The organism is Methylobacterium sp. Leaf111 (assembly GCF_001423285.1).
GTDB lineage: Bacteria > Pseudomonadota > Alphaproteobacteria > Rhizobiales > Beijerinckiaceae > Methylobacterium.
The window spans coordinates 222768-247515 of sequence record NZ_LMNE01000023.1; the positions used below are offsets into that span (position 1 = coordinate 222768).

Here is a 24748-nt window from a genome sequence, read left to right on the forward strand (position 1 = left end):
AGCCGGATCATGCCGCCGGTCCTAGCGCGGGTGGGGGACCGGGCGCACGACTTTTCGCGCGCAGGGCCGCGGCCCGGCCAGCGCCGGCGCGGGGATGGGCGGCGTCGAAGGCCTCCATCAGGCGGGCGGCGTCGACCTTGGTGTAAAGCTGCGTCGTGGCGAGGGAGGCGTGGCCGAGCAGCTCCTGGATCGCCCGCAATTCGCCCTGGCGCGCCAGGAGGTGGGTGGCGAAGGAGTGGCGCAGGGCGTGCGGCGTCGCGCTCGGGGGTAGGCCCAGCCCGCCCCGCATCGCCGCCACGGCGTACTGGATGATCCGCGGCGAGAGCGGGCCGCCCTTGGCGCCGACGAAGAGCGGGCCGTCCGGCGCCAGGGCGTAGGGACAGGCCGCCACGTAGTCGGCCACCGCCGCCGCGACCACCGGCAGCACCGGCACCATCCGGGTCTTGCCGCCCTTGCCGAGCACGGTGACGGAATCGGTGCCCGGCACGGGCGCGTCCTTCGCCCGGATCCCGAGGGCTTCGGAAATGCGCAGGCCCGAACCGTAGAGCAGGGCCAGCACGGCGGCGTCGCGCGCCAGCACCCAGGGTTCGCGGGTCTCGCCGGCCCGCAGCTCCGGCCCGGTCATCGCCCGGGCGGCGTCGATGGGGATCGGGCGCGGCAGGCGCCGCTCCACCTTGGGCGAGCGCACGGCGCCCAAGGCCGCCACGGTGCCGTGGCCCTCGCGCTCGAGGTGGCGGGCGAAGGAGCGCAGGCCCGCCAGCGCCCGCATCAGCGAGCGCCCGCCGACCCCGTCCGCCCGGCGCGCGGCCATGAAGGCGCGCACGTCGCGCGGTTTCAGGGCGACGAGCTGGGCGATGCCGGGCGGGCCGTGCCGCCCGGCGCGATGGGCCAGGAACTGGCGCAGGTCCCGGGCATAGGCCTCGACGGTGTTGGGCGAGAGGCGCCGCTCCCGCGCGAGTTCGTCCTGCCACGCCCGGGCTTCGGCGCGCAGGACCGCGTCCCCGGGAAACGCCAGGGCGTCGGCGGGGAGCGGGGCGGGACCGGGTGCGGAGGATGCCATCCGGCCACTGAAGCCCGAGAGGCGTTGACGCTCCGTTGCCGAGGGGGCGCGGGGTGGCGGAATCTGACTGCCGGGGAGGTCGGCTTCCGACCCTTTGCAGAAGCCGACAACGTCCGCTTCCAGGTTGCTAATTAGACAGAAGCCTACGACCGGCACGGGTGGAGTTCTGCCAAACTGGTTTCGAATGACAATTCTCGGTCCCAGTCATTCGATAGAGTGGATGTGAGTAAAGTATCCATCCATAGTGATGTGGTTCGCATGCTGCGAATTTACAGCAACAGGAGCAGCATATGAGAATAGTTGCTACAGCCGTGGCGTGCTTCGTAAGCGCTTCCGGAGCCTTCGCATTAGATACACAGGACATCCACGGGACGTGGCGCCTTTCGAGTGCTACCCGGAAGATCGTGGATACCAATGAGGTAATCGACGCCTATGGTGGTCCTCGGCCAACCGGCTGGATCAACTATGGGAAAGACGGGCGCATGATGGTGATTTGCGCTTTCGAGGGTCGCGAAAAACCTGCGGCAAACGATAAGATGACGGATGAGGATCGGGTCCGCCTCCACAAGACTTTCTTTGCTTACGCAGGCACCTTTAAATTCGACGGCAAGAAAGTCACACATGCCATTGATACGTCGTGGAATGAGGTTTGGACAGGTACGTCACAGGTCAGAGAAGTGGAGTACAGCGATAATAAACTCACACTGGTCACTCCGCCCTTTAAGTTCAATGTCGACGGCAAGATGAGCGTAATCACGCTTGTTTGGGAACGGTATCCTTGAAACTTGAGGGTTTCAGATTCATTATTGTCCTATAATGCCAAGCGAAATCTGGTTTTTCGAAGTATTGTGAGCGATCCGTACGAAAGCACTTGTTGCGTCCGTTTTAGCAACAGAGTGGATCAGCGCTCAGGGTGAGGTTTAAGTGTGGAGAGGAATGTCCGCTTCGGCGAGAAAGGCCAAGGGCGGCTTCCCACCCTTCTCAGACTTTTGGAAGGTCCGCTTCTCGGCAGCTACGTCGAGGATGACCCACGTCCAGGGTGGTGGATTTCCGACGGTCCGCTTTGGGAAGTGAGGGCTGAGAAAGTGGCCCTCACTCGATCGAGCAACCGCAGTGATCAGCCTTCATCCGCGTTCTCGAAGAGCGGTGTCCTGATCTGGGCCCATGAGGCGTCAGGCGATGCAAATGCCGGGAACCTCGACCTTACGGAACAGATGGGGGCTCGCCCTCGCGCTCTCTGGATACTCCGAGAGTTTCGCCCGAAACTCGGGGTTGGCGAAGGCGGCCCGGAAATGGGCGACGGACTGCCAAACCGCATAGTTCAGAAAGGCACCGCTTCCCGCGATGCCGCGATGAAGCTGTGTCGAGATGAAGCCCGGCTGCCGTTTCATGATCGCCGCATCGCGGCTCCAGACCTCCAGAAGCGCGTCCGCGTCCTCTGGCGGGACGACGAAGGTGTTGATCAAGACGATCGGACCAGCCTCCTCGTCGGCCAACTGGTCGGCGAGGGTCACGGTGCTGTCCATTTCGATGAACGTCGACATCGGGTGCTCCCTGGGCATGCAGGCCAATGAGTTGCCTTCGTGATGCCTACATGGCATCATGATGTCATTATTGGCGAAATGGCATCATGATGTCAATAGGCGGTGATCTCTGCGATGTCCGAAGTTTCTCGCTCCGCTGAAGCGCTGACCGATCTCGTTCTCACGCTCTTCCGGGTCAACAACGCGACGCTGATCTGGGGCGACCGCCTGGTCGAGCCCTTCGGGCTCACCAGCGCGCGCTGGCAGATCATGGGGGCCATCGCCTATGCAGATCGGCCGCAGCCGGTGGCTTGGCTGGCCCGGGACCTCGGCGCGAACCGGCAGAACGTGCAGCGCATCGTCAACGAACTCGCCAAGGACGGCTTGGTGGCCTTCGAGACCAACCCGCACCACAAGCGCGCACAACTCGTAGTTTTGACGACGGCAGGTCGGCACGCCTACGAAGCCGCCGTTCGGGCTTGGTTTCCGGCGGCCGGCAACTTGGCCAAAGACATCCCTTCCGACGATCTCGCCACGGCGCTGCGTGTTCTCGGAATGCTGCGTAACAGGCTCGCGGAGAGCGGCGCCGATGCCGAGGACCGGAGCGCATAGCTCACGGTCGGCTGACGCTCCCGACGCCCCGGGTATCGTCCACAAGGACGGCTGCTTTCGGGGATCGCTGGCGGAACGTCCGCTTGAGGGCGAAGGGTCAGGGTCTGCTCCTCACCCATCACCGACGCAGAGGGGCGGGCCTAACACCCGCCCTCGATCCGAAACGGGCCGCCGCGACGCCTCATTGCCATACAGAAGCGCCCGTCACTCGCCCCACATCCAACCCCTCACCCCCGGCCCATCCGGTCCCCCAAAAAATCCCAGATCCGCGCCTCGGCCCGGCGGGATTCCGGCAGGCCCAGCAGCGGGTAGACGTGCATCAGGCCGGGCTCCTCGTGATAGGCGAGGGGGGCCTCCTCCGCCCGGGCGAGGGCGGCGAGGCGGCGGGCATCGGCCACCAGGATGTCGTGGGTGCCGCAGAAGAGTTCGATCGGCGGCAGGCCCCGCAGGGTGCCGAAGAGGGGGCTGACCCGCTCGTCCGTGAGGTCCCAGTCGCCTGCGTACCAGCGCCCGAGGGTCCGCACGCCCGGGCGCATCAGCATCACGTCCCGGGGTTCGATCCGGGCCTGGGACGGGTCGGCGGTGGTGACGTCGAGCCAGGGCGAGATCAGGACGAGGCCGGCGGGACCGGGCAGGCTGCCTGCGCCGCCGGTCTCCCGGACCTGCATCGCCAGGGACAGAGCGAGGCCGCCTCCGGCCGAATCGCCCATCAGGGCGATCGGCGCGCCCGGATCGGCCTCGGCGCAGGCCCGGTAGACCGCCATCGCGAAGGCGCTCGCCTGCGCGCAGGCATGCTCCGGCGTCAGCGGGTAGAGCGGCACCGTGACGGTGAGGCCCGTGGCCGAGACCAGCCGCGCGAGGAAGCGCCAATGGAGGCGGGTGATCGGGCTCGTATAGGCGCCCCCGTGCAGGTAGATCACCCGCCCCGTGCGGGCTCCCTGGCCGGGGGCCCCGGCCCCCGTGCGCGGCGCCCGTGCCCCCGTGCGCGGCGCCAGGGTGTAGACCTCGAAGCCGTCGCGGGTCTCCCAGGTCACCGCCAGGGTCCGGCGCAGGGCGGGCGTCGGCCGGGCCGGCCGCGGGCGCCGGGCCACCGCCGCCTCGGGGTCGCGCTCCGCCTGGGCGAAGCTGCGCCGCCGCCCGGTGAGGCGGATCGCCAGGGCGAGGAGGCGCGCGGGCAGGCTGGTCACAGCCGCCCCGCGATGGTGTCGCCGACCCGCAGGGCGTTGGCGATGATGGTCAGGGTCGGGTTCACGGCCCCGATCGAGGGGAAGAAGCTCGCATCGGTGACGTAGAGGTTGTCGATGCCGTGGGCCCGGCAATCGAGGTCGAGCACGGAGGTGGCCGGGTCCGTTCCGAAGCGCAGCGTCCCGGCCTGGTGCGCGGTGCCGCCGATGGGCGTGTCCTTGCCGAGATAGAGCGAGCGGTCGAACAGGTGCGGGTGCACGTCGAGCTTGCCACAGAGGTCGCGCAGCTTCTGCTTCAGGCGGGTATGCCCCTCCATGTTGCTCTCGGTGAGGTCGAGGCGGACCCGGCCGCCCTCGTAGAAGATCCGGTTCTCCGGCCGGGGCAGGTCCTCCGAGGTCAGCCAGAAGTCGAGGGAATGCTTCGCGATCCAGTCGAAGGGCTTTTCGGGAAACCATTGCAGGAAGCCCGGCAGGCCCTCGCCGTGGATCTGGGTGCCGTCGGACTTGCCGACCATCTGGATGTGGCCCAGCGGAAAGTCCCAATCGTCCGAACCGAAGTAGAAGTCGTTGAGCCCGAGGGTCTTCTGGAACTTCGTCGGGTTCGGGGTGCGCGAGACCGCCAGCACCGTGGCGTTGTTGTGGCGCATGTAGTTGCGCCCGACCTGGCCGGAGCCGTTGGCGAGGCCGTGCGGGTGCGCCTCGTTGGCCGAGCGCAGCATCAGCAGGGCCGAGGAGAGGGCGCCGCAGGCCACCACCACGATGTCGCCCGAGACCGTCCGGCTCTGCCCGTCGCGCACGAGCTCGACGCCGGTGATCGCCCGCCCGCTCGGGCTGGTGAGGAGGCGCTCGACATAGGCGCCGGTCCACAGGGTGAGGTTCGGGTGCCGGGCCAGGGCCGGGTCGACGCAGATGATCTGCGCATCGGCCTTGCCATTGGTCAGGCAGGGATAGCCGTCGAAGGCGTCGCAGCGGATGCAGGCCGAGTGCGGCAGGGCCTTCCCGTCGCGCTCGTCGAGGAGCACGCCCACCGGCAGGTGGAAGGGCCGGTGCCCCTCGCGCTTCAAGCCGTCGAACAGCTCCTGGATGCGCGGCTCGTGGGAGACCGGCGGGTAGGCGTAGGGCTTGTCCGCCGGGGGCTCGGTCGGGTCCTCGCCGCGCAGGCCGTGGACGTGGAAGAGCTCCTCCGCCGCCTGGTAGTAGGGCGCGAAGGTGTCGTACTTCACCGGCCATTCCGGCGCCTCGCCGTCGGGGTGGCGCACCACGTCGAAGTCGCGGGCGCGCAGGCGCAGCAGCACCGAGCCGTAGACCTTGCTGTTGCCGCCCACGTAGTAGTGCAGGCCCGGGTGGAAGGTGCGCCCGTCGGCGCCGTACCAGGTCTCGGGCGCCTGGTAGCGCGCATCCACGAAGACCGCCTGACTGTCCCAGTTCTCGCGCTCCCGCGGCAGGTAGCCGCCGCGCTCCAGGAGCAGCACCCGCTTGCCGGTCTGGGCGAGGCGCCAGGCCATGGTGCCGCCGCCCGGCCCCGAGCCCACGATCACCACGTCGTAATGGTCCTGATTCATGGGGGTTTCCATGGGGCGTCCTTCGGGATCCTGCGCCGCGGGCGGGTCGGTTCGCGGATGCCGGCACCGGAGCCTCGCTTGCGCCACGATCGCGCGCCGCGGTGCAGCATCCGATGCTCCGAACGTTTGAACCCCCGCGCGGGTGCCGCGTTCAACCGCCGATGGCATCACGTTCTGCCGAGCCATCCCATCCCGGCGGGTCGCCCACCTCTCAGGTCAGGACCGGATCTTGATCGCACTCAGCATCGGTATCGCCTTCGCGGTCCGGCTCCTCCTCGTCCTGCTGTTCCTGCCCTTCAGTGCGCTGGACAAGATCCTGAATTTTCGGGGCGCGGTCGGCCAGGCCCGCGAGCGCGTCGCCAGCACCGGGCTCGCCCGCGCCCTCATCCTCGCGGGGCTGTTCGTCGAGGTGGTGATGTCGGCCGGCATCCTCACCGGCATCGCCGACCGGGCCGCCGCCTTCGTGCTCGCCGGCTATTGCGGCGTCACGGCGCTCCTGTGGAAGCAGTTCTGGCGCCCGGGCGATTTCTGGGCCGGCGGCGACAGCAAGGGCCGGGGTCTATTCTGGGATTTCCTGAAGAACTTCGCCCTGGCCGGCGGGTTTCTGCTCATCACCTTCGGCACCGGGGCCGACACGGTGCGGCTCTTCCTCGCCGACCCGCTGGCCTCCTCGCAGCCCTACCGCACCACCCCCGTTTCCACCCCCGTCAGGACGAGCCCATGAGCGACGAGACCGCCCCCGAAAAACCCCGCGTGCCCTACTGGCACCTCTGGACCGACGCCGAGGGCGTCAGCCACCAGACCCGCTGCGCCCTGACCGATTTCGACATGAAGTCGATGCAGCCGCCGGCCGATCCGCAATGGCAGGGCACCAAGACCCATGACGGCGCCACCGTGATGGTCACGGTGCAGCCGGTGGGCTGGACCGGCGCCTGGCACGAGAACCCGAAGCCCCAATGGATCATCCCGCTCTCGGGGCGCTGGTTCGTCGAATCCATGGACGGCACCCGGGTCGAGATGGGGCCCGGCGAGATCTCCTTCGGGGAGGACCAGAACACGAAGGCGGTGGACGGGCGCCAGGGGCACCTCTCCGGCACGGTCGGGCCTGAACCCGCCGTGCTGATGGTGGTGCAGTTCGATGCGCCGCCCACCGTCGCCACCCCGTGCCGGTTCCGGTAGCCCCATGGCGTCCACGCGCGAAGATCCGGGGTTCGAGGTCGTCGATCCGCGCTTTGCCGGATACCTGCTGGGCAATGCCGAACTGGAGGAGATCGCCACCGGCTTCCGCTGGATCGAGGGGCCGGTCTGGTTCGGGGATGCCGACTGCCTGCTGTTCCAGGACCTGCCGCGCGACCGCACCCTGCGCTGGAGCGAGGCGGAGGGGCTCTCGGTCTACCGGGCGCCTTCGCACTTCGCCAACGGCCAGACCCGCGACCGCCAGGGCCGGCTGATCGCCTGCTCGCACCGGAACCGCTGCCTCACCCGCACCGAATACGACGGCGCCGTCACCACCCTGGTCACCCACCATGCCGGGCGCCGCCTCAACGCCCCCAACGACGTGGTGGTGGCCTCCGACGGCGGGATCTGGTTCACCGACCCGGTCTACGGCATCGCCACCGACTACGAGGGTGGGCGCCAGGATTCCGAGCAGCCGCCGGCCCTCTACCGCCTGGACCCGGCTTCCGGCGCGGTCCGCGCCATGGCCACCGATTTCGACGGACCGAACGGGCTCGCCTTCTCCCCCGACGAGCGGAGGCTCTACGTCTCCGAGACCGGCGACCAGAGCCGGCCGAACCCGCGCCAGTACATCCGCGTCTTCGACGTCGGCTCCGACTTCGCGCTCTCGGGGGGCGGGGTCTTCCACACCGTCGCCCCCGGCTACTGCGACGGGATGCGGGTCGACGAGGACGGCAACGTCTGGAGCAGCGCCGCCGACGGCGTCCACTGCATCGATCCCTCCGGCCACCTGATGGGCAAGATCTTCGTGCCCCACCGGGTCTCGAACCTGACCTTCGGCGGCCGGATGAAGAACCGCCTGTTCATCGGCGGCTCGCACACCCTCTACGCGATCTTCCTCAACCGGCGCGGCGCGCAGACCCCGTGACGGATGGCGTGAGGCCGGATAGCGGGGCCGGACCGCTGCGCCTGGACCGGATTCGCCTCGTCAGCGCCGATCCTGAAACGCTGGCGCGGTATTTCACGGCGGCGCTCGGGTTTTCCCGTGTGACCTCGACACGACCTCTGGTCGACCGGCGAACCACTTTTGGCGAAACCGTCGTGTCCCTCCGGCTCGGCGCGCAGGCCGTCGACCTCGTCGGGTTCGACCGTCCGGGGCGGCCCTATCCCGACGCCGTGCCGGGCTGGAGCCCCCTGTTCCAGCACATCGCCATCGTGGTCTCGGACATGGCGGCCGCGGTCTCACGCCTGTCGGCGACGCCGGGCTGGCGCCCGATCTCCACGGCCGGGCCGGAGCGCCTGCCGGCGGCCTCGGGCGGCGTCACCGCCTTCAAGTTCCGCGACCCCGAGGGGCATCCCCTTGAATTCCTTGCGTTTTCCCCCGGGCAGGTACCGGAGGCCTGGCGCAGCGGCGGCCCCGATCCCTGCCTCGGCCTCGACCATTCGGCGATCTCGGTGACGGATACCGCCGCGAGCCTCGCCTTCTACGCGGGCCTCGGCTTCAGGGCGGCGTCGCGCTCCACCAATGCCGGTCCCGCGCAGGCCCGCCTCGACGACGTGCCGGACCCGCACGTCACCGTGACGGGCCTGAGGCCGCCGGGGGCACCCACACCGCACGTCGAACTCCTTGACTACGCAGGAGAATTTTCCCGCGGCGGTCACGTCTGCGACGACCGCGACATCGCCGCCACCGTCCTGGTCTTCGCCGGCGCCGATGGCGCGCCCCGCCACCTCCGGGACCCGGACGGCCATCGGCTTCGGCTGACCTGAGATCCTCGTCCGGAGCGGCCCGCCCGTGGGGCGCAGCGCCGAATGCGCCCGGAACCGGAAATTCACGGCCTGCGGACCCCGTCGCGCACGCCCTCGCCGGACGGCGTGTCCGCCTGCGTCGCGATCCAGGCCAGCGCTGCAGCCAGATCGCGGAAAGGCGCCGGCCTCGGAGAACCGAGGTTGCCGAAACCCACCTCCAGGAACCAGTGTCCGGCCTCCGCGCCATGGTCGGCCGAGAGTTGGATCAGGATCGCGACGAGGAGTCCCTCGTCCATGACCAGCCGGCCTTCCTCGTCGCTGCTCCCTGTCCGGATCCGGATGGACTGGAGGCTCAGCGTCATGGGCCGGGTGGCCGCTTCTGATGCAGGTAGGCCGGGTCGAATTCCGCGCGGTTCGTCAGTGCGTCCCAGTCGTGGATGACGAGGCGCTGCCCCTGAAGGGTCAGCAGTCCCTGGCCGCGCAGATCCTGTAGGACGCGGTTGACGTGGACGTTCGAGACGCCGATCGCATCGGCGATGTCACCCTGGGTGAGGGGCATCTCGCAGGCGAAGTCCCGCGCCAGTCCCATGCCGTGCAACTTCAGGTAGATCTCGCAGAACAGGTGCGTGATCCGGCCGAGCGTCGAGCGGCGTCCGATATTGGTCATCCACTCCCGGAAGATCGCCGCGTCCACGAGGGTATCCCGCCAGAGGGCGGCCGTGATGCCGGGATGGTTGCGGGTGAGGTCGAGCATCGCCTCGTGCGGGATGAAGGCCAGGGTGCAGGCCGTCAGGGTGCTGAGGCTATGGTCCATCACCGGCAGGTGCAGGCTCTGCAGGTCGGGGATGTCCCCGGGGATGTGGACCGACAGGATCTGCCGCTTGCCCTCGTCGAGGAGCTTGTAGCGGAAGGCCCACCCTTCGAGCAGGAGGCAGCATTGCTTGGGATGGTCGCCGTCGCGCACGATGTCCTGATGGGCGCTCAATTGCCGGCGCGTGACCGGCAGGCGTTCGATCGCCCGACGCTCGAGGTCCGAGACGGTGATGATCGTCTCCAATTTTCGAACGAGCAGGCTGAGATCGGTGCCGGCGGCAAGGCTCATTGCGCAAGTGCCTTTCTCGGGCAGGTTTGGCGTGGGCAGGAGTGACGCATCGGAACTCCGTAGACCGGCCGGACCGCGCAATCCTCACCTACTAACATGAAGACAGGTGGGGAGGTGCCCGCGTTGGCCGGGTCTGCCCGCGGGTATCGACCTCGCCCTCTCGCCAGGGGGTGTTCCCGAATGGGCCTGCATTAACAAGGCGAACGCCGGCGCATTAACAAATATCAGTGACAGGCCTGACTGTGCCGATCAGGCTGAAAGTATCACGCGGATGTGAATGGGCCCTTCGCTGGTGGAAGCGATCCCCGATCTTACCGAAGAACGTGGCGGGGGCGTGAGAGACCCGCGCCGCTTCGTTCAGGTTCAGATCGGCCACACCCCCTGGGGGCATGCGACCCTGCCCCTGCAAATCCGTCTGGCTCGCAGATTCTCATGTCGCATGACCGGGTGGGCGGGGATGAGATGCCCGTCACCCACGCATTCCTGGTCCAGACCCTGGGATCCCAGCGCCTCGGCGCGACCCTCAGCGTGCAGGCGCTCGAGGCGCTCGCCGCTAGCAGCAACGGACTGCCCGAGGGCGAATATCACCGGCTCATTCCGCAGGGACCGGACCCGGAGCGGGGCGCCGTGATCTGAGCCGGTGTGTCCCGTCGGATGCGCGCGGCCTGACGCGGGTCTGAAAGGCGGGGCTGGGCGGTTGCAGCTGTTGAGACTCGAGCCGCCCAGCCCCTATCGGAGCGCGGACCTTGGGAAGGAGGCACTTCGATCGGGGGGGGGGGGGAAATCTGCATTCTGATGGAACGCGATCACCCACGATTACGTCGCACCACGTGATGCCCGCGGGGTGCCTTTTAGAAAGTCGGAGCCGACGCAGGCGCGTGCGGCCACATCTTCAGTACGTCGGCATCACGGCTACCGGATTCAAGCGCATCGAAGTCCGGGCCTCATGGATGACCCGCCTCTCGCCGAAACGCAGTCGTTATTCTGGATAAAATCCCATGCGAATGGTTGGGAGGCGGTCCAAATTGAGGCAAGATCTCATGAATATTCAAAGATAAATTTGAATAACGGAAATGCATGAAGATAATCGGTCGCGGGGCGGATTTGGAAGATCCCATGCCAGGGGCCGACCTGCACATGGTTCGCGACGAGAAATGCCTGTGGACTTGGTCGACCACGGCACCGTACAACCATCAAAGAGGGAGCCGCCGCCGCGGACATCCGGCGGAGCACGACTCACGACTGGGCAACACGGCAGGAAACGCATGATCCGTTTGAATTTGAACGGCGCCATCCGCGAGGTCGAGGCCGAACCCGACACGCCGCTCCTCTGGGTCATCCGCGAGCAGGCCGGCCTCACTGGCACCAAGTACGGCTGCGGCATCGCTCAGTGCGGCGCCTGCACGGTGCATATCGACGGCACGGCGGTGCGCTCCTGTTCGATGCCGGTCTCCAGCGTCACCCCTGACCAGAAGATCGTGACGATCGAGGGCCTGTCGAAGGATCGCTCGCACCCGGTGCAGAAGGCCTGGGCCGAACTCGACGTGCCGCAATGCGGCTTCTGCCAGTCTGGAATGATCATGGCGTCGGCGGCGCTGCTGGCGCAGAACCCGCACCCGAGCGAGGCGCAGATCCGCTCCGAGATCACCAACATCTGCCGCTGCGGCACCTACAACCGCGTCCTGGCCGGCATCAAGCTCGCCGCCGATGGCGGCCAGGCCGGTTGAGGAGACAGCCATGAATGCCCTCGCGAACAAGCCTTCCCGACGCGCTTTCGTGGCCGGCGCCGTTGCCGCCGGCGGCCTCAGCCTCGGATTTCACGTGCCCTTCCCCGAGGCTGCCGCGCAGGAGGCTCCGCCGGCGCTCACGCCCGAGGTCAATGCCTGGGTGGTGATCAAGCCGGACGAGACCGTGGTGATCCGCATCGCCCGATCCGAGATGGGCCAGGGCACTCTCACGGGCCTCGCCCAGCTCGTCGCCGAGGAGCTCGGCTGCGACTGGAGCAAGGTGGTCACCGAGTATCCCACGCCGGGCCAGAACGTCGCCCGCGGCCGGGTCTGGGGCGATTTCGGCACGGGCGGTAGCCGCGGCATCCGCGAGTCCCAGGACTATGTTCGCAAGGGGGGAGCCGCCGCCCGCATCATGCTGGTCGAGGCCGCCGCCCAGGGTTGGGGCGTCGCTCCTTCGGAGTGCCGGGTCGAGAAGGGCGTGATCAGCCATGGGGGCTCCGGCCGCACCACCACCTTCGGTGCGGTGGCGATGGCGGCAGCCAAGGTCACGCCGCCGAAGGACATCGTCCTCAAGGATCCGAAGGACTGGACCATCGCCGGCAAGCCGGTGAAGCGCCTCGATACCGTCGAGAAGACCGACGGCAGCCAGATCTACGGCATCGATCTCACCATGCCTGGCCTGCTGAACGCGGCAATCCGCGACTGCCCCGTCTTCGGCGGCACCGTGAAGAGCTTCGACGCCAAGGCTGTCGAGGGTATGCCCGGGGTCAGGAAGGTCGTCGCGGTGGGCGATACCGGCGTGGCGGTCATCGCCGACACCTTCTGGCGTGCCAAGACCGCCGTGGAGGCCCTGCCGATCGTCTGGGACGAAGGCCCGAACGGCCAGGTTTCGAGCGAGACCATCGCGGCGACCCTGCGCGACGGCCTGGACGCCGAGGACGCCTATGTGGGCAACAAGGGCGGCGACGTCGCGACCGCCCTGAAGGGCGCGGCCCGGGTCGTGGAGGCGACCTACGGCGTCCCCTTCCAGAACCACGCCACCATGGAGCCGATGAACGCCACGGTGCGCTGGACCCCGGAGCGCTGCGAGGCCTGGGCACCGACCCAGAACGGCGAGGCGGCGCTCGCCGCCGTGGCCGAGGCCGCCGGCCTCTCGGCGAAACAGTGCGACGTCTACAAGCTCCTGCTCGGCGGCGGCTTCGGCCGGCGCGGCGCCACCCACGACTGGCTGCGCCAAGCCGTCCTCATCGCGAAGGAGATGCCCGGGACCCCGATCAAGCTGATCTGGACCCGCGAGGAGGACATGACCCACGGGCGCTACCACCCGATCACCCAATGCCGGATGCGCGCCGGGCTGGACGACGCCGGCAACGTCACCGGGCTGCACATGCGCATCTCGGGGCAATCGATCCTGGTCTCGGTGGCGCCGAACCGGATGGTGGACGGCAAGGATCCGGTGGTGTTCCAGGGGCTCAATGCCGGCGGCGCGGAGGCCGCGATTGGCTACGCGATCCCGAACATTTTGGTCGACCACGCCATGCGCAACCCGCACGTCCCGCCGGGCTTCTGGCGCGGCGTGAACATGAACCCGAATGCGATCTACCTCGAATGCTTCATGGACGAGCTCGCCCATGCGGTGGGACAGGATCCCCTGGCCTTCCGGCTGAAGCTGATGGAGCAGCACCCCAAGCACCGGGCGGTGCTGCAGGCGGTGGCGGACAAGGCCGGCTGGGGCACGAAGCCCCCCGCAGGCGTCCACCGGGGTCTCGCCCAGATGATGGGCTTCGGCTCGTACGTGGCAGCGGTGGCCGAGGTCTCCGTCGGCGAGGATGGGACGGTCAAGGTTCACCGCATCGTCGCGGCCACCGATCCGGGCCATGCCCTCAACCCACAGCAGATCGACGCCCAGATCGCGGGTTCCTTCGTGTACGGCCTGTCCGCGGCGCTCTACCAGGAATGCACCGTCAAGGACGGCCGCATCGAGCAGACGAACTTCGACACCTACCCCGTGATGCGGCTTCAGGAGATGCCCGTGGTCGAGACGATCGTGATGCCGTCGGGCGGCTTCTGGGGTGGGGTCGGCGAGCCCACCATCGCGGTGGCGGCCCCCGCTGTGCTGAACGCGATCTATGCGGCCACCGGCAAGCGAGTGCGCCAGATGCCGGTGAAGAACACGGACCTGCGCCGGGCGTGATGCGCCCGGCTGTGCTCGCGGCCTGGCTGCTCGCCGGGTCCGTCGGGATGGTCCTGGCGAGGGAGCGCCCGCCGCCGGGGGCTTCCTCCTGCGCCGGGTGTCACGCCGAGGGGGCCGCGATGGGGGCGATCGACGGTCGCCCGGAGGCCGAAATCGCGGCGGCGCTCGCCCAGTACCGTTCGGGCGTGCGACCCGCGAGCGTGATGAGCCGCATCGCCAGGGGTTTCTCGGAGGAGGAGTCCCGAGCGATCGCCGCCTACCTGTCGCGGCAGCGTCCGGCCGCCCCCGAGACGAGCCAGGAGCGGCCATGAGCCGGACGCGCCGGGCGTTCCTCGCCACCGGGGCAGCCTTCGCTTTGGGGCGGCCGGCTCTGGCTCAGGCCGCGGCAAAGGTCGTGGTGATCGGCGGCGGCTTCGGCGGCGCCACCGCCGCACGTGCGCTCCACGGCGGCGGCCTCGACGTGACCCTGGTCGAGGTGAATTCGACCTACGTCTCCTGCCCGTTCAGCAACGAGGTCATCGCCGGGCTCCAGCCGATGGCGGCGCAGCGGTTCGGCTACGAGGGCCTTGCCCGTGCCGGCATCCGCGTCGTGCACGCCGCTGCCACCGGCATCGACGCGGATGTACGCCGGGTGACGCTCGCAGACGGCACCGCACGCACTTATGACCGACTCGTGCTCTCGCCGGGGATCGACCTGCGCTTCGACGCCATTCCCGGCTACGACGCGGCGGCGGCCGAGCGCATGCCCCATGCCTGGAAGGCGGGCGAGCAGACGCTGCTCCTCGCCCGGCAGCTCGCCGCGATGCCCGAGGGCGGCACCGTGGTGCTGGCGGTGCCGGGCAATCCCTATCGCTGCCCGCCCGGCCCCTACGAGCGCGCGAGCCTGATCGCCCATGTGCTCAAGACCACCAAGCCCCGCGCGAAGCTGATCCTCCTCGACGCCAAGGACACCTTCTCGAAGCAGCGCCTGTTCCAGTCGGGCTGGAAGGCCCTCTACCCGACGCAACTCGAATACGTCCCCCTGGCGGAGGGCGGACAGGTCACTGCCGTCGACCCGGACGCCATGATCGTCCGCACCGACTTCTCGGACTACAAGGCCGACGTGGCCTGCATCATCCCGCCCCAGCGGGCGGGGCGGATCGCCGCCGTCGCTGGCGTCGCCGACCGCAGCGGCTGGTGCCCGATCGATCCCGTCACCTTCGAATCCCGGCTGGTGCCCGGCATCCACGTCATCGGCGACGCGGCCATCGCCGGGGCGATGCCGAAATCCGCTTTCTCGGCCAACGCCCAGGCCAAGGTCTGCGCCGACGCGGTGATCGACCTCCTGGCTGGCCGCGCACCCGAGACGCCGAAGCTGATCAACACCTGCTACAGCCTGGTGGCGCCCGGCTACGGCATCTCGATCGCGGGCGTCTACCACCCGGCGGGCGGCGTCCTCGCTGACGTGGAGGGGGCCGGCGGCATCAGCCCGGTCGACGCGTCGATGGCCCTGCGCGAGCAGGAGGCCCTCCACGCCGCCGACTGGTACCGCACCATCACCCGGCAGGTCTTCGGGTGAGGCGCGTGCCCGGATGGGTCTGGATCGGCTGCACGATCCTGGCCGCGCGGGCCGAGGCCGCGGCGGGAGCCGAACCGGGCGCGGGGCCCCTGCGGCCCGTCACCGTCGTCGACCGTGCCATACCCGCCAGCCTGACCGGCGTGCCGGGGGATCCCGCGCGGGGCCGGGCCCTCGTGACCGACCGCACCAAGGGGCTCTGCCTGCTCTGCCACGCCGGGCCGTTCCCCGAGGAGCCGTTTCCCGGCAATCTCGGCCCCGACCTCGTGGGCGTCGGCGACCGGCTCGCGCCCGGAGCCCTGCGCCTGCGCCTCGTGGACGGCCGGGTCTTGAACCCGGACACCATCATGCCCTCCTATTACAGCCTCGCGGGCACCACGCGGGTCGGCGCAGCCTGGCGCGGCCGGCCGGTGCTGGCACCCCAGGAGATCGAGGACATCGTCGCCTTCCTTGCGACGCTACGCGAAACCCCTTCGGAGAGGCCGGCGCCGTGAGCCCGCACATGTCCCACCACCCGAGCCGACGCGGCCTCCTCGCCCTTGGACCCGGCCTCGCCGCGACCGTCGCCCTGCACCCGGTGGCGGCCGGGGCCGCGATCCGCACCGAGAGCACGGCCGAGGCCATCCGGCGCTTCGCGGGCGAGGCCGAGATCCTCCCGGGGCGCGTCCGCCTCGACCTGCCGCCGCTGGTCGAGAACGGCAACGCGGTGACGATCACCGTGGCGGTGGACAGCCCCATGACGCCGGAGGACCATGTCCGCCGCATCGCGGTGTTCAACGACAGGAATCCGCAGCCGAACGTCATCACCGTATACCTAGGGTCGCGTGGAGGTCGCGCTGCGATCACGACCCGAATCCGCCTCGCCGACACGCAACGCATCACCGCCATCGCGGAGACCAGCGACGGGCGCTACTGGTCGACCACGGCCGACGCCATCGTCACCCTCGCCGCCTGCCTGGAGGGCTGAGCCGCCATGGCCCGCACCCTGATCAACGTGCCGAAATCCGCCCAGGTCGGCGAGGTCGTCACGATCAAGACCCTGATCTCGCACCCGATGGAGACCGGCTTCCGGCCGGGGGCCGACGGGCGCATCCGCCCGCGGGACATCATCACGGAGTTCGCCTGCCTCTACGACGGCGAGACGGTGTTCCGGGCCGAGCTGTTTCCGGCCACCGCAGCCAACCCCTACCTGACCTTCAGCCTGCGGGCGACGCGGACGGGCACGCTCACCTTCACCTGGCGCGGCGACAACGGTTTCTCGCAGACCGAGACCGCGACCCTGACGGTGACGTGAGGCGGCTCGCGCTCCTGATGGTCGCGGTCCTGTCGGCGGGGCCGGGGCGGGCGGACGGGAGTCCCGCCGCCGCGCGGCGCTCGGGCTTCGACACCATGAGCCCCGACATCCAGGCGATGCAGCGCGACGGCATGGCCAACCCGGCCCTGCTCTGGCTCGCGGACGGCGCCGACCTCTGGGGCAAGCCGCCGGCCCCGGGCCGGCCCGCCTGCGCCGGCTGCCACGGCGAGGCCGGGACCACGATGCGCGGCGTCGCCGCCCGCTACCCGGCCTGGGACGCCGAGACCGCGGCCCCCCTCGACCTCGAGGGCCGGATCAATGCCTGCCGGCGGCGCCACCAGGGCGCGGAGCCCTATCCGTACGAGAGCCGCGAGCTCCTCGGGCTCGCCACCTACGTCGCCGCCCAGTCCGCGGGCCTGCCGATCACGGCCCCGGACGATCCCCGCCTCGGTCCCGCCCGGGCGGCCGGCAAGGCGCTGTTCACGCAGCGCATGGGCCAGCTCGGCCTGTCCTGCGCCGCCTGCCACGACGACAACCCCGGGCGCCGCCTCGGCGCGGCCCTGGTCCCGCAGGGCCACCCCACCGGCTATCCGCTCTACCGCCTGGAATGGCAGGGGGTCGGGTCCGTGCAGCGGCGCCTGCGCAACTGCATGACGGGAATGCGGGCCGAGCCCTTCGCCTACGGCGCGGCGGAGTTCGTCGCCCTGGAGCGCTACCTCATGGACCGGGCCGCACCCCTGCCGATGGAGACCCCGGCGGTGCGCCCGTAGGGGTCAGCGGAGCCGGGCCAGCACGAGCCCGCCGGCCGCGGTGAGCAGGACGACGATCCAGGGGGGCGCCCGCCCTGCGGTGAGCAGCACGAAGGCTAGGACCGCGAGGGCAAAGTCGCGGGCATCGCCCACGGCGCTGACCCAGACGGGATCGTAGAGGGCGGCTCCCAGGATGCCGACCACGGCGGCGTTGGTGCCGCGCATCGCCGCCTGGGCACGGGGACGGGCGCGCAGGCCGTCCCAGTAGGGCAGGGCGCCGTAGACCAGGAGCAGGCCCGGCAGGAAGATCGCCACCAGGGCGATGACCGCCCCGGGCAGGCCGTGCGGCACCGGGCCGACCGCCGCGCCGAGATAGGCCGCCACGGTGAAGAGCGGCCCCGGCACCGCCTGGGCGGCGCCGTAGCCGGCGAGGAACCGGGCCGGATCGATCCAGCCGGGGCCGACCACCTCCGCCTGCAGCAGCGGCAGCACCACGTGGCCGCCGCCGAACACCAGGGCGCCCGCGCGGTAGAAGGCGTCGAACAGGGCGAGCCCCTGGCCTGCCGGACCCGCGCCGCCGCTCGGGGCGAGCAGGGCCGGCCCCACGAGGGTCGGCCCCACGAGCAGCCCCGCGAACAGGATCAGCGCCACCGCGCCCGCCCGGCGCGAGACCGGCACCGCGAGGCGGCCGACGGTGGCGGCGGGCGCACCCCGGCACAGGATCAGCCCGGCCGCGGCCCCGAGGGCGATCGCCAGCACCTGTCCGACGGGGCCGGGCAGGAAGACGACCCCCATCAGCGCCGCGATGGCGATCCCGGCGCGGGGCCGGTCGGGGGTGAGCGTGCGGGCCATGCCCCAGACCGCCTGGGCCACCACCGCCACGGCCACGAGCTTGAGGCCGTGCAGCACGGCCTCCGCCCAGGGGCCCGTCAGGGCGCCGGCCCCAAGGGCGAAGGCGAGGAGCACCAGCGCGGAGGGCAGCGTGAAGGCCGCCCAGGCGGCGAGCCCGCCGAGGAGGCCGCCGGCCCGCAGCAGCCCGAGGGAGAAGCCGACCTGACTGGAGGCCGGCCCCGGCAGGAACTGGCACAGGGCGACGAGGTCGGCATAGCCCGCCTCGTCGATCCAGCGCCGGCGCTGCACCAGCTCGTCCCGGAAGTAGCCGAGATGCGCGATCGGACCGCCGAAGGACGTCAGGCCGAGCTTGAGGAACACGCCGAACACCTCGGCGGCCCGGCCGGGACCCGGACGCGTCTTGGGGAATGGAGGCTGTGCCTGCCCGTTCACGCGGTGATCCTCATCGTCGACACGTCTGCAGCACCCATCCCGCTCTCGATCGACCATGGACCGGTTCGGCGGGCGGATACCATCCGGCGCGGCCCAAGTCGCGGCGATTCCCACCGGCCGGCCCGTCCCCGGGGCGCGGCGCACCGGCGGACCGCAGGCGCGCCGCGCGGGAAACGCCCAAACGAGGCGCAGAGCAATCAAGTCTGGCTATAGTACGCATCGTCCTAAGTAAAGTACGGATCGTCACCTAATCAATCGACTCAGAGTTCTGTACTTACAAATCCATAAACCAATCCCGGTCGAGATTGATGTGCCTAGACGGCATCGACGGCTCCAAACCTGGATTGCATCTCATGGACTATTCTGTTGGTCTAACTCAGGCTGCGCGTGACAACGTGCTCTCTCTACAGAACACCGCGTCGCTGATGTCTACCAATCAGGAGCGCCTGACGACTCGAAAGAGCGTCAACAGCGCCCTGGATGATCCGGTCAAGTATTTCACCGCGCAGGCGCTCACGGATCGCGCCGGCTCCCTGACGAGCCTGCTCGCAGGCATGTCCAACGGCATCCAGACCATCAAGCAGGCGTCGAATGGCCTCGACACGATCAGCACCTACGTGAAGTCGATGCAGGCGGTGGTGCAGCAGGCCCAGAGCAGCGCCGCGCAGAACCTGCCCAAGATTTCCGGGACCGCCGTCCTCGGTGCTCCGAACTTGGCCACTGCTGCGGGCATGAGCGTCCGTGACTACTCCCTCGGCATGACCCTGATCGCTCCGGTCGCCCCGGCCAAGGCCGGTGCCAACGGAAACGTCGGGCTGGCGACGACCGTCAACACCCTGCAGATTTCGGCTGGCAACGCGAGCTACAGCTACACGATCACGGCGTCCGATACGGTCGCCGACCTCGTCAGCCAGATCAACAAGTCGGGCCTCGCCACCGCGTCGGTAGACAACCAGGGTTTGATGCAGGTGGTCGGCGAGGGATCCGATCCTCTCACCATCAATCTCGGTGCCGCCGCGACGCCGCCGGCGACCGGCTTCACCGCCAACACGACGGCGACGACGCGGATCTTCGGTGCGAAGTCGAATGCCGTCGTCGGCGGCCTCACCTCGGCGGCCCGCTCGGCTCTGGTCGAGCAGTTCAACACCTTGCGCACCCAGATCGACTCCGCAGCCAAGGATTCCGGCTTCAGTGGCATCAATCTGCTCAACGGCGACAAGACCTCGGTCGTCTTCAACGAGTTGACCGGGCCGGACCAGTCAAAGCTCGTCGTGCAAGGCACGGTGACCAACTCAGCAAACCTAGGGATCGGTCTGATGCAGGATATAGCCACGTCCGCCGGTGGGTCGAACTTCGGCATCCAGAACAATGCGGACCTCACGAAAGCGGCGGACGCGCTGACCGGTGCGCTCAACACCCTGAAGACCCAATCGAACGTGCTCTCCTCGAACATGTCGATCATCCAGACCCGCCAGGACTTCACCAAAAGCATGACCAACATCCTCGCGACCGGCGCCTCCAACCTGACGGCGGCGGACATGAACGAGGAGGTTGCCAACTCGCAGGCCCTGCAGCTTCAGCAGTCGCTCGGCGTCTCGGCGCTGTCCCTCGCCAATCAGGCGAACCAGAGCATCCTGCAGCTCCTGCGCTAAGCGGACCCGGCAACTCGGCGCGGTTCGATTGACCGCGCCGAGTTGCGCCCGGGGTTCGCGCACGCCGGTGCGACCGCGGCCCCTCTCCCAGCATGATCCGGCCGGCCATGGCTCTCGCTTCCGAACTGTCCAGATGGCTTGCCGCAGGGGCAGCGCTGACGGGTGCCATCGTGATGATGACGCAGTCCGCCCCCTCGTGGGACGGTGTGCGGATCGGGCTCGTGTGTCTCGTCTCATGGGCGATCTTCACGACAATCGGGTTTGCAGGCGGGTTTGCGGCACTCGTTACCGGCCGGACGCGCAAGCGGGCCGGACGTTCATCGACCGGGCGCCCGGCAAAACCGGACCCGGCCGGGCCCCTGACGGACGGCCCTGCCGCGAACGAGCGGACATCGCCGGAAGCCCCGTCCCCGCCTGCTCCAGCCTCGTCCGCCGCATCCCTTCCGGCCCATCGGAAGCGGATTCTACAACGGAGATTTCTCTGATCCATCCAGTCTGACAAGTTTCAATCTAATATGATTTCGAATAAACCTGTTTCATATCAACGCAGATCACGGTTAAGTTCAGAATATTATCAGGTCTCTGGGCCGCTGAGTGCGGGATCGCTCGGGAATTATTCTGTCGAATGCGTGGTCGTCCGCGATGAGAGACGAGCCTGATCCGTTCCGTTGCTGTTGGAATAGTTCCAAGGTCATGCGCCAGTAACCTCCTGGATTATCCTCCGGCGGGCCGCGATCGGGGCTTCCGGTCGGCACCATCGATCTTGGGCCGTCCCGCGTTGCGCGTGCTCCACTCTCCCGGCGTTCGAGCTTGGCAGGCTTCCGTCCGAGGGTCGGAGCGACCCGTCAGACCACCCGTCCGGTCCGGACTAGGAAATAGTCTTTCTGTTTCCGGGATGAGGTTCGAAGTCGCAGTCTATAGGCCAAATTATAATGTAAACTAAAAATATATCTGAATCTTATGGAAGATAGATACGGCGCCTGATCTTTCTCTATCCCAGTCGGGAGGAGCGATTGCATGGTGTGCCCATTCGACCGAGATCGGAGGCGCTGTTCGCGGCCTCCGCCTCGCCCGTCGATGCGGGTTCCGCACCCTGGGCGCCCTTTTCCGAGGATGGGCTTCGCCGAGGGAATCCGCCGCAGGCACGCCCCTGGTCGGGCGGCACGCGTCGACGAGTCCGACCGGGACGCACGCATCTCCGCGAACCGACTCAGGGCCGTTTCAGTCAGCCAAAACCGCGCGCGTGCACGCAAGACGGGTGCAGCGCAGCGCGCGCGGCGTTCTGAGACTGACGATGGCGTGTGCACGGACGGACGTTCCGTCCTTCAATCCAGACAATCCATCCCGGAGCGTGCGGATCCGCTGTGGCGCTATTCACTGCGCGAAGAGCGAACAATAGATTGTCCGGGAGGCGTACTCCGGGATATCCGGACTGTTTTAGGTCAATCGAGAGGGCCATAGAACTGGATCGGATAGATGATAGAGTATCTTTTCCAGAGCATCGCCGATAACAATACGCGTCGAAGAGCCTGGATTGATGCCTTGTCGGATCTATTCGAGGTGCGTTGCGAGCAGGACGTCTTTGTTCCGTGCAGTGTATACCAAAGATATTATAATCTGAAGAAAATGATGTTTACCGAGACCGACGGCTTCAAGCAGGTCGCGGAGAGAAAATCGTCTCAAATCGCGAACCAGAACATCGATCACATCTGCATCTCCCTCCAGCTCTCAGGTCGGAAAAAGATTGCAACCGAAAGGTGCGTTTCGGAAATCGAGAAGGAGATGCTGGTCGTCTTCGATCTTTCTCAGGAGCTCTCGATCGACCGCGCGGGCGGGGGCGCCGAATTGGGGGCGATCGTGCCGCGCCGTGTCCTGGATGGTTGGCGCGGCGATCCGTCGAGCTGGCATGGACGGGTCATCCCTCCGACGACCACACCCCTCACCCTTCTGCTCGCCGACCATCTGAAAGGCTTGCGGACCTGCCTTCGGACGGCGGCCCCGCTGCAGAAGAACAGGCTCGCCGAGGCCTCCATCGCCCTCTGCAACGCGGCGTTCATCGCGGAGGCGGACAGCGCCTACAATCACACCGGCGTCCTCGGGATCGCCGTGCGCCAGGAGATCGACCGAAACCTCGCCGCGATCGACGCCGAGACGCTGATGGCCAAGTTCGGCCTGTCGCGGACGCCCCTCTACAAGCTGTTCGAGGCCGATGGGGGGGTCTACGCCTATATCCGCAGCCGGCGCCTCGCGCACGCCATGCAGCAGCTCGCCTGCGCCGCCGGCGGGCGGCGCCCGAGGATCGCGCAACTGGCGTTCGAGAGCGGTTTCGAGAACGAGCAGGTGTTCAGCCGGGCGTTCCGGCGCAAGTACGGCCTGAACCCGAGCGAGGTCGACGCCACCTGCCAGGTCTGCCCGCACGACGACCGCGCGTCACGCCTGCTGTCCTGGCTGCGTGAACTCTAGCCGATCGCGGGTCCTGCTCACGGCGCCGCGCCGTTCGCGCCCCGTCGGCTCAGCAGATCCTTGCGGAACTTGGCATCGGGGCGCTGCAGGAAGTGCCCGGCGCAGCGCATGTGCTCGTGCATCTCGCGCCCGACACGTCGGCGCCCCGGGACCGAGCGGCGCTTCGATTCCAGGGCCCGCCTCGTCCCGGATGCGCGGGAATCGGTGTCCGGAGAAGCCCCGGTTGGGCACGGGCGGATCGCCCGCGGACTGGCCGGTGCTCAATTCGCAGGAGTCCGAAGGTGCACGAAAGCAAAAATTCGAAAAACGGATTCATACATTGTGAATTGCTGGCCCGTATGCCTGTAGCACGTAAGATTTAAAAATCGAGCCGCATGCAACTTCTGCGTTATAGAGCTTGTATCACAGAAACTTGTTCCGATGCTGTTCGATCAGAAAACCTTTCGAAAGATGGTCTTGAATCGTACAGGACATCCCTGCCAGCCTGAAACGACCGGAAAAGCCGACGTTTTTTTCAACTTGCGTGCGGTTGCGCTGCTCGAACGATTCCGCTCGGACAGTCGTGGCGCGACCGCCGTCGAATTCGGGCTCGTTGCAATTCCGTTCTTCACGATGCTTGCTGCGATCATTCAGATCTCGTTTCAGGTCTGGGCTGCGCAGAACCTCGACTATGCTGTGCAGAAGGCAAGCCGATCCATTCTGACGGGATCCTTTCAGGTGGCCAATAGCGGGCAGCGGGACCCGGCCGTTCTGTTGGGACGTCTGCGGGACAATCTCTGCAACTCCGGCGCGCTGATGCCGGCCTTCGACTGCCAGTCGATCAAGCTCGACGTCACGCTGAGCGGGTCCTACGGCAGCGGCAGCGTTTCCAGCCCGTTCGACTCGAGCACGGGCGGCTGGTCCCGCACGGCCGGGACGCAGTTCAGCTGTCCGCAGCCGGGCGCCATCGTCATCGTTTCGGCGGCCGCGAAGTTTCCGGTGTTCTTCTCGTTCCTGAAGCTGAGCCCGAATACCTTCGCCGATGGATCCCAGCTGATGCTGTCGACGGCCGTCTTCCGGACGGAGCCCTACCAGACGACATCGACCACGGGCTGCAACACCTGACATGGGTTCGCCAGGCTCCTTCCCGCCACCTGCCCGGAACATCCACGCCGTCCGGATCCGTGCCCGTTCGTTCGGGCGGGCGGCCGGCGGCGTCTCGGCGGTGGAATTCGCCCTCATCTTCCCGATCATGCTCCTGCTGCTGGTCGGCATCATCGAGCTGTCGAATGGTGTCGACAACTGGCGCAAGGTGACCCTCCTGTCGCGGGCCGTCGCGGATCTCACGTCGCAGGGCGACAAGCAGAACCCGATGACGGATGCGGCGATGGCCGACATCCTGAAGTCGGCCAAGCTCATTCTTCGTCCCTTCGACACCACGAACGTCAAGATCGTCGTGAGCGCGCTGGGGGTCGACCTGAAGGGCTTCTCCCTGAGGCCCGTCGTCTGTTCGAGCGCCGCCACGGACAACGCCAAGGCGCGCGCCACCGGGGCCGCCGCGGACCTGAGCGTTCCGCAGGGATTCCAGGTCACCGGCACCCGCTACATCCTCGCGGAGGTGACGATGCCCTACGCGCCGATGCTGGGCAGCGCCCTGGTGAACCAGCTCGGCGGGACCAACGGGCAGATCACCCTGACCGTCAACACGCCCTGGCCGACCCGCGGCGGCCAGCCCTACGGGGTGAACCCCTACAGCGAGGTGGTCCTGCCCAAGGGATCGCCCTGCCCCGCCCCCGTGACCTGAGTGCGACGAGGTGAGGAGATGATCGTGCGTCGTCCTGGTTTGGTCCAACGCTTCCACGGCGATCGCCGCGGGAACG

At 68.2% G+C, this 24748-nt stretch carries 26 protein-coding genes; 19 read left to right on the top strand and 7 right to left on the bottom strand.

Going from position 1 to position 24748, the window contains the following annotated elements:
- Positions 1-7: 7 nt before the first annotated feature.
- On the bottom strand, positions 8-1060 hold the full coding sequence (locus ASF41_RS14005) for a tyrosine recombinase XerC (protein ID WP_056494077.1): 1053 nt from the start codon (positions 1058-1060) through the stop codon (positions 8-10).
- A 290-nt stretch (positions 1061-1350) separates the two neighbouring features.
- Between ASF41_RS14005 and ASF41_RS23815 the strand changes: the two genes are divergently transcribed.
- Entirely contained in the window at positions 1351-1842 is a 492-nt protein-coding gene (locus ASF41_RS23815) for a lipocalin-like domain-containing protein (RefSeq protein WP_082504409.1), read from the top strand.
- Positions 1843-2232: 390 nt separating this feature from the next.
- On the opposite strand, the gene ASF41_RS14010 is transcribed toward ASF41_RS23815, so the two are convergent.
- On the bottom strand, positions 2233-2604 hold the full coding sequence (locus ASF41_RS14010; RefSeq protein WP_056352143.1) for an antibiotic biosynthesis monooxygenase: 372 nt from the start codon (positions 2602-2604) through the stop codon (positions 2233-2235).
- A 114-nt stretch (positions 2605-2718) separates the two neighbouring features.
- Between ASF41_RS14010 and ASF41_RS14015 the strand changes: the two genes are divergently transcribed.
- A complete protein-coding gene (locus ASF41_RS14015; RefSeq protein WP_056494080.1) occupies positions 2719-3195 on the top strand; it encodes a MarR family winged helix-turn-helix transcriptional regulator in 477 nt (158 codons plus the stop codon).
- Positions 3196-3422: 227 nt separating this feature from the next.
- On the opposite strand, the gene ASF41_RS14020 is transcribed toward ASF41_RS14015, so the two are convergent.
- Entirely contained in the window at positions 3423-4382 is a 960-nt protein-coding gene (locus ASF41_RS14020; protein ID WP_056494083.1) for an alpha/beta hydrolase fold domain-containing protein, read from the bottom strand.
- On the bottom strand, positions 4379-5953 hold the full coding sequence (locus tag ASF41_RS14025) for a GMC family oxidoreductase (RefSeq protein WP_244476460.1): 1575 nt from the start codon (positions 5951-5953) through the stop codon (positions 4379-4381). Before ASF41_RS14025 ends, ASF41_RS14020 begins: the two co-directional genes overlap by 4 nt.
- Before the next feature lie 217 nt (positions 5954-6170).
- Here ASF41_RS14025 and ASF41_RS14030 point away from each other — a divergent pair, with 217 nt between their 5' ends.
- Genes ASF41_RS14030 through ASF41_RS14045 form a run of 4 tightly spaced genes read left to right on the top strand, consistent with a single transcriptional unit; the run spans position 6171 to position 8887 of the window.
- On the top strand, positions 6171-6665 hold the full coding sequence (locus ASF41_RS14030) for a DoxX family membrane protein (protein WP_056494086.1): 495 nt from the start codon (positions 6171-6173) through the stop codon (positions 6663-6665).
- On the top strand, positions 6662-7120 hold the full coding sequence (locus tag ASF41_RS14035) for a hypothetical protein (protein WP_056216166.1): 459 nt from the start codon (positions 6662-6664) through the stop codon (positions 7118-7120). The genes ASF41_RS14030 and ASF41_RS14035 overlap by 4 nt, the downstream gene beginning before the upstream one ends.
- 4 nt (positions 7121-7124) lie before the next feature.
- A complete protein-coding gene (locus ASF41_RS14040; RefSeq protein ID WP_056494089.1) occupies positions 7125-8045 on the top strand; it encodes an SMP-30/gluconolactonase/LRE family protein in 921 nt (306 codons plus the stop codon).
- A gap of 8 nt (positions 8046-8053) precedes the next feature.
- The gene (locus tag ASF41_RS14045; RefSeq protein WP_348271633.1) at positions 8054-8887 is read left to right on the top strand and encodes a VOC family protein; all 834 of its coding nucleotides are present in this window, start codon (positions 8054-8056) and stop codon (positions 8885-8887) included.
- Positions 8888-8949: 62 nt separating this feature from the next.
- Here the strand turns inward: ASF41_RS14045 and ASF41_RS14050 are convergent, their stop codons facing one another.
- Complete coding sequence (locus tag ASF41_RS14050; protein WP_244479658.1) at positions 8950-9162, bottom strand: hypothetical protein; 213 nt, start codon at positions 9160-9162, stop codon at positions 8950-8952.
- Between the two features lie 62 nt (positions 9163-9224).
- On the bottom strand, positions 9225-9968 hold the full coding sequence (locus ASF41_RS14055; protein WP_056216157.1) for a Crp/Fnr family transcriptional regulator: 744 nt from the start codon (positions 9966-9968) through the stop codon (positions 9225-9227).
- Positions 9969-10430: 462 nt separating this feature from the next.
- Here ASF41_RS14055 and ASF41_RS14060 point away from each other — a divergent pair, with 462 nt between their 5' ends.
- The 9 genes from ASF41_RS14060 to soxA all read left to right on the top strand — a co-directional run bounded on the left by ASF41_RS14060 (position 10431) and on the right by soxA (position 17511).
- Complete coding sequence (locus ASF41_RS14060; RefSeq protein ID WP_156653292.1) at positions 10431-10604, top strand: hypothetical protein; 174 nt, start codon at positions 10431-10433, stop codon at positions 10602-10604.
- Positions 10605-11233: 629 nt separating this feature from the next.
- Entirely contained in the window at positions 11234-11695 is a 462-nt protein-coding gene (locus ASF41_RS14065) for a (2Fe-2S)-binding protein (protein ID WP_056216155.1), read from the top strand.
- A gap of 10 nt (positions 11696-11705) precedes the next feature.
- Positions 11706-13892 (top strand): molybdopterin cofactor-binding domain-containing protein, encoded by a 2187-nt coding sequence (locus tag ASF41_RS14070; RefSeq protein ID WP_056494103.1) that lies wholly within the window; start codon positions 11706-11708, stop codon positions 13890-13892.
- Positions 13892-14203: a c-type cytochrome gene (locus ASF41_RS14075; protein ID WP_056275969.1), complete on the top strand. Its 312-nt coding sequence runs from the start codon at positions 13892-13894 to the stop codon at positions 14201-14203. Before ASF41_RS14070 ends, ASF41_RS14075 begins: the two co-directional genes overlap by 1 nt.
- On the top strand, positions 14200-15450 hold the full coding sequence (locus ASF41_RS14080; protein WP_056494106.1) for an NAD(P)/FAD-dependent oxidoreductase: 1251 nt from the start codon (positions 14200-14202) through the stop codon (positions 15448-15450). Before ASF41_RS14075 ends, ASF41_RS14080 begins: the two co-directional genes overlap by 4 nt.
- Positions 15451-15455: 5 nt before the next feature.
- On the top strand, positions 15456-15941 hold the full coding sequence (soxX, locus tag ASF41_RS14085) for a sulfur oxidation c-type cytochrome SoxX (RefSeq protein ID WP_407067287.1): 486 nt from the start codon (positions 15456-15458) through the stop codon (positions 15939-15941).
- A gap of 8 nt (positions 15942-15949) precedes the next feature.
- The gene (locus ASF41_RS14090) at positions 15950-16414 is read left to right on the top strand and encodes a SoxY-related AACIE arm protein (RefSeq protein ID WP_056275964.1); all 465 of its coding nucleotides are present in this window, start codon (positions 15950-15952) and stop codon (positions 16412-16414) included.
- Between the two features lie 6 nt (positions 16415-16420).
- Positions 16421-16741 (top strand): thiosulfate oxidation carrier complex protein SoxZ, encoded by a 321-nt coding sequence (gene soxZ, locus ASF41_RS14095; protein WP_056216145.1) that lies wholly within the window; start codon positions 16421-16423, stop codon positions 16739-16741.
- Positions 16742-16758: 17 nt separating this feature from the next.
- A complete protein-coding gene (gene soxA / locus ASF41_RS14100; RefSeq protein ID WP_056494245.1) occupies positions 16759-17511 on the top strand; it encodes a sulfur oxidation c-type cytochrome SoxA in 753 nt (250 codons plus the stop codon).
- Positions 17512-17514: 3 nt separating this feature from the next.
- Here the strand turns inward: soxA and chrA are convergent, their stop codons facing one another.
- Positions 17515-18774, bottom strand: a complete 1260-nt coding sequence (gene chrA, locus ASF41_RS14105) for a chromate efflux transporter (protein WP_056494109.1) — start codon at positions 18772-18774, stop codon at positions 17515-17517.
- Between the two features lie 308 nt (positions 18775-19082).
- Here chrA and ASF41_RS14110 point away from each other — a divergent pair, with 308 nt between their 5' ends.
- From ASF41_RS14110 to ASF41_RS14125, 4 genes are all read left to right on the top strand, one after another.
- On the top strand, positions 19083-20426 hold the full coding sequence (locus ASF41_RS14110; protein WP_082487493.1) for a flagellin: 1344 nt from the start codon (positions 19083-19085) through the stop codon (positions 20424-20426).
- A 1476-nt stretch (positions 20427-21902) separates the two neighbouring features.
- Positions 21903-22889, top strand: a complete 987-nt coding sequence (locus tag ASF41_RS14115) for an AraC family transcriptional regulator (RefSeq protein ID WP_082504414.1) — start codon at positions 21903-21905, stop codon at positions 22887-22889.
- A 420-nt stretch (positions 22890-23309) separates the two neighbouring features.
- Positions 23310-23993 carry a TadE/TadG family type IV pilus assembly protein gene (locus ASF41_RS14120; protein ID WP_244479659.1) on the top strand — a complete coding sequence of 228 codons (684 nt, stop codon included), beginning with the start codon at positions 23310-23312 and terminating at the stop codon, positions 23991-23993.
- A 1-nt stretch (position 23994) separates the two neighbouring features.
- Positions 23995-24672, top strand: coding sequence for a TadE/TadG family type IV pilus assembly protein (locus tag ASF41_RS14125; RefSeq protein ID WP_082504416.1), 678 nt, complete (start codon positions 23995-23997; stop codon positions 24670-24672).
- Positions 24673-24748: the final 76 nt, after the last annotated feature.

What these genes read in the sequence shown, in the direction of transcription:
- ASF41_RS14060 (WP_156653292.1), top strand. Translation starts at nt 10,431, where the DNA reads ATGCCCGTCACCCACGCATTCCTGGTCCAGACCCTGGGATCCCAGCGC.
- ASF41_RS14005 (WP_056494077.1), bottom strand. Translation starts at nt 1,060, where the DNA reads ATGGCATCCTCCGCACCCGGTCCCGCCCCGCTCCCCGCCGACGCCCTG.
- ASF41_RS14070 (WP_056494103.1), top strand. Translation starts at nt 11,706, where the DNA reads ATGAATGCCCTCGCGAACAAGCCTTCCCGACGCGCTTTCGTGGCCGGC.
- ASF41_RS14090 (WP_056275964.1), top strand. Translation starts at nt 15,950, where the DNA reads ATGTCCCACCACCCGAGCCGACGCGGCCTCCTCGCCCTTGGACCCGGC.
- ASF41_RS14080 (WP_056494106.1), top strand. Translation starts at nt 14,200, where the DNA reads ATGAGCCGGACGCGCCGGGCGTTCCTCGCCACCGGGGCAGCCTTCGCT.
- ASF41_RS14065 (WP_056216155.1), top strand. Translation starts at nt 11,234, where the DNA reads ATGATCCGTTTGAATTTGAACGGCGCCATCCGCGAGGTCGAGGCCGAA.
- ASF41_RS14035 (WP_056216166.1), top strand. Translation starts at nt 6,662, where the DNA reads ATGAGCGACGAGACCGCCCCCGAAAAACCCCGCGTGCCCTACTGGCAC.
- ASF41_RS23815 (WP_082504409.1), top strand. Translation starts at nt 1,351, where the DNA reads ATGAGAATAGTTGCTACAGCCGTGGCGTGCTTCGTAAGCGCTTCCGGA.
- ASF41_RS14050 (WP_244479658.1), bottom strand. Translation starts at nt 9,162, where the DNA reads ATGGACGAGGGACTCCTCGTCGCGATCCTGATCCAACTCTCGGCCGAC.
- ASF41_RS14125 (WP_082504416.1), top strand. Translation starts at nt 23,995, where the DNA reads ATGGGTTCGCCAGGCTCCTTCCCGCCACCTGCCCGGAACATCCACGCC.
- soxZ (WP_056216145.1), top strand. Translation starts at nt 16,421, where the DNA reads ATGGCCCGCACCCTGATCAACGTGCCGAAATCCGCCCAGGTCGGCGAG.
- ASF41_RS14040 (WP_056494089.1), top strand. Translation starts at nt 7,125, where the DNA reads ATGGCGTCCACGCGCGAAGATCCGGGGTTCGAGGTCGTCGATCCGCGC.
- ASF41_RS14110 (WP_082487493.1), top strand. Translation starts at nt 19,083, where the DNA reads ATGTGCCTAGACGGCATCGACGGCTCCAAACCTGGATTGCATCTCATG.
- ASF41_RS14120 (WP_244479659.1), top strand. Translation starts at nt 23,310, where the DNA reads ATGCTGTTCGATCAGAAAACCTTTCGAAAGATGGTCTTGAATCGTACA.
- ASF41_RS14075 (WP_056275969.1), top strand. Translation starts at nt 13,892, where the DNA reads ATGCGCCCGGCTGTGCTCGCGGCCTGGCTGCTCGCCGGGTCCGTCGGG.
- ASF41_RS14115 (WP_082504414.1), top strand. Translation starts at nt 21,903, where the DNA reads ATGATAGAGTATCTTTTCCAGAGCATCGCCGATAACAATACGCGTCGA.
- ASF41_RS14010 (WP_056352143.1), bottom strand. Translation starts at nt 2,604, where the DNA reads ATGTCGACGTTCATCGAAATGGACAGCACCGTGACCCTCGCCGACCAG.
- soxA (WP_056494245.1), top strand. Translation starts at nt 16,759, where the DNA reads ATGGTCGCGGTCCTGTCGGCGGGGCCGGGGCGGGCGGACGGGAGTCCC.
- ASF41_RS14055 (WP_056216157.1), bottom strand. Translation starts at nt 9,968, where the DNA reads ATGAGCCTTGCCGCCGGCACCGATCTCAGCCTGCTCGTTCGAAAATTG.
- ASF41_RS14015 (WP_056494080.1), top strand. Translation starts at nt 2,719, where the DNA reads ATGTCCGAAGTTTCTCGCTCCGCTGAAGCGCTGACCGATCTCGTTCTC.
- ASF41_RS14025 (WP_244476460.1), bottom strand. Translation starts at nt 5,953, where the DNA reads ATGGAAACCCCCATGAATCAGGACCATTACGACGTGGTGATCGTGGGC.